Origin of the sequence: Gibbsiella greigii (assembly GCF_039540155.1) — a bacterium.
GTDB classification, from domain to species: domain Bacteria; phylum Pseudomonadota; class Gammaproteobacteria; order Enterobacterales; family Enterobacteriaceae; genus Gibbsiella; species Gibbsiella quercinecans.
Window position 1 is genome coordinate 125,517 of the sequence record NZ_BAABEM010000049.1, and the last position, 10,812, is coordinate 136,328.

The following is a 10,812-nucleotide window of genomic DNA, read 5'->3' on the forward strand; positions in this document are numbered from 1 at the left end:
ACGGCGCGCGAGCCGGTTATGTGCAGCTTTAAACAGTAACAACCGTTGCCAGGCAGCGGAGCAAGGAGAAATGCGTGAGGCGACTGCCTGGTATTCTGTTAGCAACGGGCGCCACTTTACTTGTCGCTGTGGCGCTGTTGATCAGCGGCCTGCGCCTGGTGTTGCCCGCGCTGAACGATTACCGGCCCCAACTGTTGCAACAGGTTGCCGCCTTCACGGGGCAGCCCGTTCAGGCAAGCTTTATTGAGGGGCATTGGGAATCGTTCGGCCCACGCCTGGAAGTGCGCGATATCAGCACCACATTCCCGGCCGGCAGCCTGCAGGTTGGGCGCGTCACGCTGGCGCTGGACGTTTGGCAGTCGTTGCTGCACTGGCGCTGGCAGTTTCGCGATCTTACCTTCTACCAGCTCCAGCTCGATCTCAACACCACGCTGGGCGGTGAGGGCGACAAACGTGAAACCCTCCAGCCGGGCACCGTCAGCGATCTGTTTTTATATCAGCTCGATCATTTTGACTTGCGCGACAGCCGCGTCTCTTTCCTTACTCCTTCCGACGCCCGCGCCGCTTTCGACATTCCCCGTTTAACCTGGCTCAACAGCCGCGAACGCCACAGGGCGGAAGGGCAGATTGGCCTGTCCTCCTTCAACGGCCAGCACGGTGTGGTGCAACTGCGCCTGGATCTGCGCGACAACAAAGGGCTGTTGGATACCGGCACGGTGTATCTGCAGGCCGACAATATTGATATGAAGCCGTGGTTCAGCCGCTGGCTGCGCAGCAATACCGGGCTGGAAAGCGCCAATTTCAATCTGGCGGCCTGGCTGAAGGTTGAAGGCGGCGAAGTGTACAGCGGCAATGCGTTGCTGAAACAGGGCAGCGCCAGTTGGCAGGTGGGCACCCAGCCGCACCGCCTGGAGGTGGATAATCTGGCGCTGGCGTTGAGCCGCCAGGGCAAAGGTTGGCAGTTGGACGTGCCGCAATTAAATCTGGCGACTGACGGCGAGAGCTGGCCGCAGGGGCGGCTCTCTGCGCTGTGGCTGCCGGAAGACACGCAACTGCTTGGCCCGGATCAGCCTGAGGAGCTGCGCCTGCGCGCCAGCGGCATTACGCTTGAGCGGTTAACCCCGCTGCTGCCGATGTTCTCCTTCCTTAGCCCAGAGGTGCTGCAACGTTGGGATGTGATGCAGCCGAAAGGCCGGCTTGATGCGCTGGCGCTGGATGTGCCGCTCAAACAGCCCGAAAAAAGCCGCTTCCAGGCTCGCTGGCAGGATGTGAGCTGGCAGCCCTGGCAGCGTTTGCCGGGGGTGAACCATTTTGCCGGCGCGCTGGCCGGCGGCGTGGAAAGCGGCCGCCTGACGATCGATCTGAACAACAGTACGTTACCGGTGGGCGATATGTTCCGTGCGCCGCTGGAAGTGAGCCGCGCCAGCGGCGCGCTGACCTGGCGATACGGCGATAGCGGCTGGGAATTGGCGAGCGAAAACCTCGATGTGAAGGCCAACGCGCTGTGGGTGAACGGCAATTTCCGTTACCAGCAGCCGGCGCAGGGCGAGCCGTGGTTGAGCATTCTGGCCGGTATCCGCCTGTATGACGGCGCGCAAGCCTGGCGCTATTTCCCCGAGCCGTTGATGGGTACCCATCTGGTGGACTACCTGAGCGGCGCGATTCAGGGCGGCCAGGTGGACAACGCATCGCTGATTTATGCTGGCAACCCGCACCACTTCCCATATAAAAAGCACGAAGGGCAATTTGAGGTGTATGTGCCGTTGCGCCATGCCACCTTCCAGTTCCAGCCGGGTTGGCCGGCGCTAAACGATCTGGCGATTGACCTCGACTTTGCCAACAACGGCCTGTGGATGCACGCGCCGCAGGCCCGGTTGGGCAAGGTGGAAGGGCGCGATATCAGCGCGGTCATCCCGGATTACCAGCAAGAGCGGCTGTTTGTGGATGCCGAACTCGCCGGCGCCGGGCCGGATGTGCATGACTATTTCAAACAGACGCCGTTGGCGACATCGGTCGGCTCGGCGCTGGATCAACTGCAGGTTAAGGGCGATGTCAGTGGGCGCTTACATCTTGATATTCCCCTCAACGGCGGGCATACCGATGTGCAGGGCGAAGTGGCGCTGAACAATAACGCGCTGTTGGTGAAGCCCCTGGGCAGCACGCTGGAGCAGGTGAGCGGCAAATTCCGCTTTGATAACGGCAACCTGACCAGCGATACCCTGAGCGCCAATTGGTTCGGGCAGCCGCTGGCGATAGATTTCAACACCCAGGAAGTGGAAAAAGACTACAAAATCAACGTTGGGCTACAGGGCGACTGGCTGCCGGCTAAATTCCCAGGGTTGCCGCCGGCGGCCGCCGAGGCGTTGCAAGGCAGCGCACCTTGGCAGAGCAAGGTGGCGATCAGCCTGCCGCATGGCGGTGGCGCCAACTATGACATCGGCCTGGAGGCGGACTTCAAAAAAGTAAGCAGTCACTTACCTTCTCCACTGGATAAACCTGCGGGCCAATCGTTGCCGCTGAGCGTCAATGTGGAGGGCGGCCTGAATGGTTTCCGGCTGAGCGGCCGCGCGGGCAAACAAGAGCATTTCAACAGCGAATGGCGCTTCCCGGGCAATCAGGTGCAACTGGTGCGCGCCGCATGGCGCAGCGACGGCGGCGGTACCCCGGCCTTGCCGAGCAGCCCATCGTTGAGCCTGAACCTGCCGCCGCTGGACGGTGAAAAATGGCTGGCGCTGTTGGCACCGGCGTTGCCGACGAGCGGCGGCCGCAGCGGCACCGCCGGCAGCTTCCGCTTTCCGACTACGGTCGCGCTGCATACGCCCCAACTGCTGCTGGGCGGCCAGGCTTGGCATCGGCTAACGCTGAGCGCCGCACAGCGCATCGGCGGGCTGGAGATCGCCGCCAAGAGCGATGAAGTGGATGGCAGCCTGCTGAGCGCGAATAATGGCCCGTGGCGCGCCAACATTCAGTACCTTTATTACAATCCGCAGTTCAACGGCGGCAGCGGGCAGGCCGCGCAAGGCGGTTCCCCATCCGCCATGGATAACGTGTCATTCCGCAATTGGCCTTCGCTGATGTTGCGCTGCCAGTCTTGCTGGATACTTGGCCAGAACCTGGGCAAGGTGGAAGCCGATATACAAAACCAGGGGGATACCCTGGCGTTGACGCATGCTTTGATTGATACCGGCAAAGGGCGAATGACCGCCACCGGGCTGTGGAAGCAAAACAGCCAGGAAGAACGCACCGCGCTGAAAGGCAAACTGTTGGGCGGCAATATTGACGATACCGCCACCTTTTTTGGCATCACCACGCCGCTGAAGGGCGCACCCTATGATGTGGATTTCGATCTGTATTGGCACGGCAAGCCGTGGCAGCCGCAGGTAGCCACGTTGAGCGGCACGCTGCAAGCGGCCCTGGGCAAAGGCGAAATTGAAGATATTGGCGGCGGCCGAGCCGGCCAGCTGCTACGGCTGGTGAGTTTCGATGCGTTGCTGCGTAAGCTACAGTTTGATTTTAGCGACACCTTTGGCAAAGGCTTCTACTTTGATTCCATCCGCAGCACCGCGTGGCTGAAAGATGGCATAATGCATACCGATAATTTATTGGTCGACGGGCTGGCGGCGGACATCGCCATGAGCGGCCAGATTGATCTGGTGCAGCGCCAGATCGATATGGAAGCGGTGGTGGCGCCTGAAATCTCCGCCACGGTGGGCGTGGCGACCGCGTTTGTGATCAACCCGATCGTTGGGGCGGCGGTGTTTGCCGCATCAAAAGTGCTGGCCCCCCTATGGAATAAAATTTCGCTGATTCGTTACCACATTGTCGGCAGCCTGGATCAGCCGAAGATCGATGAGGTATTGCGTAAGCCAAAGGAGGATAAGACGCCATGAAAAAAGCCAACGTTGCGTTGTTACAACTGTGTAGTGGCGATCAGGTGCGGGATAACCTGGCGCAGATTGAGCAGCAGATCAAGCATCTCAAAAGCGGGATTAAGCTGGTCATGACGCCGGAAAATGCGCTTTTGTTTGCCAACTCGGCGGCTTATCGCCAGCATGCGGAACCGGCCGGTGACGGTCCCTTGCAGCAGGCGGTGCGCGATATCGTCCGCCGCTACGGCGTGTGGCTACTGGTGGGTTCAATGCCGTTGATCAGCGGCGAAGACCCGGCCCGCATTACCACCAGTAGCCTGTTGTTTGACGACCAAGGCGAGATCCGGGGCCGTTACGACAAGCTGCATATGTTTGACGTGGACATCAACGATGCCCATGCGCACTACCGCGAATCAGACACTTACCAGCATGGTCAGCACCTGACGGTGGTGGACACCCCGGTGGGGCGCCTGGGCATGACGATATGCTACGATTTACGTTTCCCGGCGCTGTATCAGGCGCTGCGCGCGCAGGGTGCGGAGCTGATTTCCGTGCCGGCGGCCTTTACCCGCGTCACCGGTGAAGCTCACTGGGAAATTTTACTGCGTGCCCGGGCGATTGAAACCCAGTGCGTGATTCTGGCGCCGGCGCAGGTGGGCCGCCATAGCGCGACGCGCCGTACCTGGGGCCACTCGCTGGCCGTGGATGGCTGGGGCAAAATTCTGGCCGAAAATCCGGACTCGGTCTCGGCACTAAACGTGTGCGTTGATACAGCAGCGCTGCAAACTATCCGTGCGCAGATGCCGGTGCTGCAACATAACCGATTCCAGACGGCGCTGGTTGCGCCGGCTGATAACCCTTTCGCCAAAAAAGAGTGAAAATACTATGAGCCTGACGTTTGTCAGTGAGCAGTTACTCGCTGCGAATAAGTTGAGTCATCAAGACCTGTTCTCCGTATTGGGTCAACTGGCAGAACGCCGACTTGATTACGCCGATCTCTATTTCCAGTCCAGCTACCATGAAGCCTGGGTGCTTGAAGACGGCATCATCAAAGATGGTTCTTACAATATCGATCAAGGTGTTGGGGTGCGTGCGGTCAGCGGTGAAAAGACCGGTTTTGCCTATGCCGATCAGATCACCCTTAACGCCCTCAACCAGAGCGCCGTCGCCGCGCGCAGTATTGTGCGCGACAGCGGCAACGGCAAGGTGCATACCCTGGGCGAAATCAGCCATCAGGCGCTGTATCCGCTGCTTGATCCTTTGCAGAGCCTGCCGCGTGAAGAGAAAATCGCGCTGTTGCACCGGGTAGACAAGGCTGCGCGCGCGGCCGATGCCCGCGTGCAGGAAGTCAGCGCCAGCATCACCGGCGTGTATGAGCAGGTGCTGGTCGCGGCGACCGACGGCACGCTGGCGGCAGACGTGCGCCCGCTGGTGCGCCTTTCCGTCAGCGTGCTGGTGGAGCAGGACGGCAAGCGCGAGCGCGGCGCCAGCGGCGGCGGCGGTCGTTTCGGCTATGACTATTTTCTGGAAACCGTGGACGGTGAAGTGCGCGCCGACGCCTTTGCCAAAGAAGCGGTGCGCATGGCGCTGGTGAACCTTTCCGCCATCGCCGCGCCGGCAGGCACGATGCCGGTAGTGCTCGGCGCCGGCTGGCCGGGCGTGCTGCTGCATGAGGCGGTCGGTCACGGTCTGGAAGGCGACTTCAACCGCCGCGGCACCTCGGTGTTCAGCGGCCAGATCGGGCAGTTGGTGGCTTCTGAACTGTGCACCGTGGTGGATGACGGCACCCTGCAGGGCCGCCGCGGTTCGCTGGCGATCGACGATGAAGGCGTGCCGGGGCAGTACAATGTGCTGATTGAAAACGGTATCTTGAAAAGCTATATGCAGGATAAGCTCAACGCGCGCCTGATGGGGGTTGCGCCAACCGGCAACGGCCGCCGTGAATCCTACGCGCACCTGCCGATGCCGCGTATGACCAACACCTATATGCTGGCGGGCAAATCCACCCCGCAGGACATCATCGAAAGCGTGGAGTACGGGCTGTATGCGCCGAACTTCGGCGGCGGGCAGGTGGATATCACCTCCGGTAAGTTCGTGTTCTCGACGTCGGAAGCCTATCTGATTGAGAAAGGGCGCATCACCAAACCGGTGAAAGGCGCCACGCTGATTGGTTCAGGTATTGAAGCCATGCAGCAGATTTCGATGGTTGGCAACGATCTGGCGCTGGATAAAGGCGTCGGCGTCTGCGGCAAAGAAGGGCAGAGCCTGCCGGTCGGCGTCGGCCAGCCGACGCTGAAGCTCGATACGCTGACGGTAGGCGGCACGGCGTAGCGCCTCCCCCCTCACCCTGTCCTTCTCCCCAAAGGGGCGAGGGGACGGAATCTGACAGTGAAGTGCCTTTATTTACCACGAGCACGGACAGCCCCCTCGCCCTGTGGGAGAGGGTTGGGGTGAGGGGAAGGGAGGTCAAGGCGATCACTACTCTTCCAGAACCCACCACACGGCTTCGAACGGCCGCAGGGTTACTGCGTGCGGATGCTCCGGCGCATCGGCGTAGTTGCATACCAGCCGGCGCCACTGTTCGTCCAGCGCGATCCCTTCCGCCTCTAGCGCCAGCGGCGCCCGGCTCAGGTTGGCGGCCACTAGCAGGCGCTGGCCGTTCCAGCGGCGCTGATAACACCAGAGCGCTGGGTGCTGCGGCGCCAGATCCTGATAGTCACCCAGCGTCAGCAGCGGGTACTGCTTGCGCAGGGCGATCAGGTGGCGATAGGTATAAAATACCGAATCAACGTCGGCCAGCGCCGCTTCCGCATTGATCTCCTTATAGTTCGGCGCGCAGCCAATCCACGGCGTGCCGCGGGTAAAGCCGGCGTGCGGCGCGGCGCTCCATTGCATAGGCGTGCGGCTGTTGTCGCGTGATTTACTGGCAAGTATCGCCAGCAGCGTATCGCTGTCCTGCTCCTGAGCGCGCAATTCAGCATACATATTCAGGCTTTCTACATCGCGATACTGCGCGATGTTGCTGAACTCCGGGTTGGTCATACCCAGTTCTTCTCCCTGGTAGATATACGGCGTGCCCTGCATACCGTGCAGCACCATCGCCAGCATCTTGGCGGCGGGCACGCGCAGCGCGCCGTTATCGCCAAAGCGCGACACAATGCGCGGCTGATCGTGGTTACACCAGAACAGCGCATTCCAGGCGCGGTTATGCATGCCCTGCTGCCAGTGGCGGAAAATCCGTTTCAGCTCCACATAATCCGGCGCCGCCAGCGTCCACTTTTCGCCGCCGGCGTAGTCCACCTTCAGGTGGTGGAAGTTGAAGGTCATCGACAGTTCTTCGCCGCTGCTGGCGGCGTACTGGCGGCAATGTTCCAGCGTGGTGGAAGACATCTCGCCCACGGTCATCAGCCCATTCGGCTGGAACACGTCCCGGCTCATTTCCTGCAAGAACTCGTGGATACGCGGGCCGTCGGTATAGAAGCGGCGACCATCGCCTTGTGGATCGCTGGGGAAATCCTGCCGTTTGGACACCAGATTGATCACATCCAGGCGCAAACCGTCGACCCCCTTATCCGCCCAGAAGCGGCAAACCTTTTTCAGCTCTTCGCGCACCGGCGGGTGTTCCCAGTTCAGATCGGCCTGTTCGGTGGCGAACAGGTGCAGATAATACTGCCCGCTGGCTTCGTGCCATTGCCACGCCGGGCCGCCGAACTTGGAGCGCCAGTTGTTGGGCAGCGCTTCGCCTTCACCGTCGCGCCAGACATAGAACTGGCGGTAGGGGCTGTTGCTGTCCTGCGCAGCCTTGAACCACGGGTGTTCGGTTGAGGTGTGGTTGAACACCATGTCCATCACGATGCGGATGCTGCGTTGGTGCGCGGCCGCAACCAGCCGTTCAAAGTCCGCCATGGTGCCGTAGGCCGGATCGATAGCGCAGTAATCCGCCACGTCGTAGCCGTTATCCACCTGCGGAGAGAGATACACCGGCGTCAGCCAGATAGCGTCGACCCCCAGTTCCTGCAGGTAGTCCAGCCGTTGAATTACGCCGGCCAGATCGCCATAGCCGTTGCCGGTGCTGTCCTGGAAACTTTTTGGGTAGATTTGATAGATGACACCGTTTTGCCACCAGGGGATTGGGTTGCTCATAACTGATTACCTTTTGACTGTTACAGCGGGCCCGTGCCAGCCATGTGGCGCAGCGGGCCCCTCCATTCATTTAGACCGGCAGTTCCCCGCGGCGGGCTTTACGTTTGTAGATCATGATGGTCAACAGCAGTGGAATGACGATCGCCACCAGCATCGCCAGCGAGAATACCAGCCAGAACTGCGGTTGAATCGACAGGATGCCCGGCAGGCCGCCTACGCCGATGCCGTTGGCCAGCACGCCGTCCAGGCCGCAAATCAGGCTGGCGACCGCGGAGCCGATCATCGCGCACAGCATCGGGAAGCGATACTTCATGTTGATCCCGTACATCGCCGGTTCGGTCACGCCAAGGTAGGCGGAGATGGCCGCCGGAACCGAGACTTCACGCTCGTTGGCCTTGCGGCTGATGATGATGATGCCCAGCACCGCGGAAGCTTGCGCAATGTTGGAGATGGCGATCAGCGGCCACACCGGGGTGCCGCCCATGCTTTGGATCATCTGCATATCGATCGCCAGGGTGGTCTGGTGCACGCCGGTAATCACCAGCGGCGCGTAGAGGAAACCGAACAGGGCGGCGCCGATTGGCGCGAAGCTGCCGGTCATCACCGCTTTGACCGCCCAGGCCACGCCGTCGCCGATCATGCGGCCGAACGGGCCGATCAGCGCGTGTGCCAGGAACACGGCCAACAACAACGAAACAACGGGCACTACCACCAGATACAGATAATCCGGGATCAGTTTCTTCAGCCGGGTTTCGATCCAGGCCAGCGCCATCCCGGCCAGGATGGAAGGGATCACCTGTGCCTGGTAGCCCACTTTCTCAATGGTGAACCAGCCGAAGTTCCACGCCTCCGGAAGTTGCATACCGAGCTGATAAGAGTTCATCAACTGTGGCGATACCAGAGTGATACCCAGCACGATGCCGAGCACCGGGGTGCCGCCCATTTTTTTCACCGTCGACCAGCAGATGGCCACCGGCAGGAACATGAAGATGGCTTCGCCCAGCAGCCACAGGAAGTCGTAGATGGTTTTCCACGCCGGGTGCATCTGCGCCAACGTTTGGCCGCTGGACATCGGAATATCGCCGATAACGTTCCGGAAGCCCAGGATCAAACCGCCGCTAATCAGTGCCGGCAGCAGGGGGAAGAAGATCTCGGCGAAGTGTGAAATGGTGCGTTCGGTCAAGGTCATATTCTGGCGTGCCGCCGCCTTGGCCTGTTCTTTATTGGCTTCGCTGACGCCGGCGCTGGCGATCAGCGCCTGGTAGTAATCACCCACTTCAGGGCCGATGACCACCTGAAACTGACCGGCGTTGGTGAAGCAGCCTTTGACCATCGGTAACGTTTCAATTTCTTTGGGTTTGGCTTTCTCCGGATCGTTAAGGACAAAGCGCAGCCGGGTAATACAGTGGCTCACGGTCGCGATATTTTCACGGCCGCCCACCAGGACTATCAAACGATCGATATCCTTCTGTTTTACTTTGCTCATTATGGAATACCTTTTTTATGGATCATGCACAGAGGTATGACGGATGCTCAAAGCTTACTCGTTTGGGTTTTTTATTAAATGGGAACGTTCCCGGTTTGAGCTAAAGATCACAAAATCAGCCTGATGGCCTCCCTCATGACAGTCTGCTTGGCACCACAATACGTTGGATCGCCAGCTCGTCGCTGAGCTGGCCGAGCAGCTGCTGCGCCGCCTGTTGCCCGGCGCTGCCGTAACCGAACTCCACCGAAAGCGTCTCTGGAAACAGGAAGCTGAGCAACGGGGTGTTGCCGATGGCGCACACCTGGATGGTGGTGATTTGCTGTTGTTGCAGGTATTTGATGGCGCCGAGGGCGATGCTGTCGGAGGCGCACACCAGCGCGCTGGTTTCCGGCACGATCACCTCGGCGGCATGCTGAAAGCCGTTTTGGTAGCTGAGTTCGCCCAGTGCGGCGCGTGGCTCGATGTTGTGCTGGCGGCAGGCGGCAAGGTAGGCTTCGTAGCGGCGCTGGCCGGTGGTGGCATCGCTTTGGTGCACGCCCAGGTAGCTGATATGCCGGTGACCCTGGCGGCGCAACCGCTCCATCAGTAGGTTGACGGCGCCGGCGTCGTCATAGCAAACAGAAGAAAAACCCTCGTACTCCCGTACCATCACCACCATTTTTTCCTGCCAGGGCTGCAGCATGGCGGCGGTGAGCCCGGTAAAACCGAACAGGATCACGCCATCCACGTTGCGCTGCGCCAGCACGTGCAGATGCTCCTGCACCAGGTGGGTTTCAAACTGGCTTTCCATGACGATCGGATCAAACCCATGCTGATACAGCAGCGGCAGCATGGTGCGCACCGCCTGGTTTTCCGACGGCGAGTCCAGACGGGAAACGATAATTCCGACCACTTTATCGCTCTGGCCGCGCATGGCGCGCGCCGACTTGGACGGGGTAAATCCCTGTTGGCGGATCACCGCCTCCACCCGTTCGCGCGTGCGTGGGCTTACGCTGCCTTCGTTGTTCAGCACGCGGGAGACGGTGGATTTACCCACGCCGCTCAGGCGGGCGATATCTTTGATTGTCAGTCGGTTTTGCATGGTTTACTTATCGTTGAGGTTAAAAGGCGTAAACTCGCAGCCAATAATGATTGCCTGCCAGAATAACGCATTTTTTCAGCGTGATCCTTGCGTAAAACCGGGCTTTCTTTATCGCGTATACGCCGGCTGGGCCGGGTATGCAGTGTGTCACTTACCGGAGGTCATTACCTTAAATGGATCCCGATCCTACCCCCATAAGCGCCGATTCGGCTATCCGGTAAAACCCCTCGCTT

Annotated in this window: 6 protein-coding genes; 3 read left to right on the plus strand and 3 right to left on the minus strand. The window is 60.3% G+C overall.

The window, feature by feature from the left end; all coding sequences use genetic code 11:
- Positions 1-74: 74 nt before the first annotated feature.
- Genes yhdP through tldD form a run of 3 tightly spaced genes read left to right on the plus strand, consistent with a single transcriptional unit; the run spans position 75 to position 6,200 of the window.
- Positions 75-3,890 (plus strand): YhdP family protein, encoded by a 3,816-nt coding sequence (yhdP, locus tag AC559G_RS21610; RefSeq protein ID WP_498914603.1) that lies wholly within the window; start codon positions 75-77, stop codon positions 3,888-3,890.
- Positions 3,887-4,747 carry a carbon-nitrogen hydrolase family protein gene (gene nit1 / locus AC559G_RS21615; RefSeq protein WP_498914605.1) on the plus strand — a complete coding sequence of 287 codons (861 nt, stop codon included), beginning with the start codon at positions 3,887-3,889 and terminating at the stop codon, positions 4,745-4,747. The genes yhdP and nit1 overlap by 4 nt, the downstream gene beginning before the upstream one ends.
- Positions 4,748-4,754: 7 nt before the next feature.
- Positions 4,755-6,200, plus strand: a complete 1,446-nt coding sequence (gene tldD / locus AC559G_RS21620) for a metalloprotease TldD (RefSeq protein WP_438598252.1) — start codon at positions 4,755-4,757, stop codon at positions 6,198-6,200.
- Between the two features lie 147 nt (positions 6,201-6,347).
- Here the strand turns inward: tldD and treC are convergent, their stop codons facing one another.
- From treC to treR, 3 genes are all read right to left on the minus strand, one after another.
- Positions 6,348-8,012: an alpha,alpha-phosphotrehalase gene (gene treC / locus AC559G_RS21625; RefSeq protein WP_498914607.1), complete on the minus strand. Its 1,665-nt coding sequence runs from the start codon at positions 8,010-8,012 to the stop codon at positions 6,348-6,350.
- A gap of 70 nt (positions 8,013-8,082) precedes the next feature.
- Complete coding sequence (gene treB / locus AC559G_RS21630; RefSeq protein ID WP_498914609.1) at positions 8,083-9,498, minus strand: PTS trehalose transporter subunit IIBC; 1,416 nt, start codon at positions 9,496-9,498, stop codon at positions 8,083-8,085.
- Positions 9,499-9,631: 133 nt separating this feature from the next.
- A complete protein-coding gene (treR, locus tag AC559G_RS21635; protein WP_498914611.1) occupies positions 9,632-10,579 on the minus strand; it encodes a trehalose operon repressor TreR in 948 nt (315 codons plus the stop codon).
- Between the last annotated feature and the right edge of the window lie 233 nt (positions 10,580-10,812).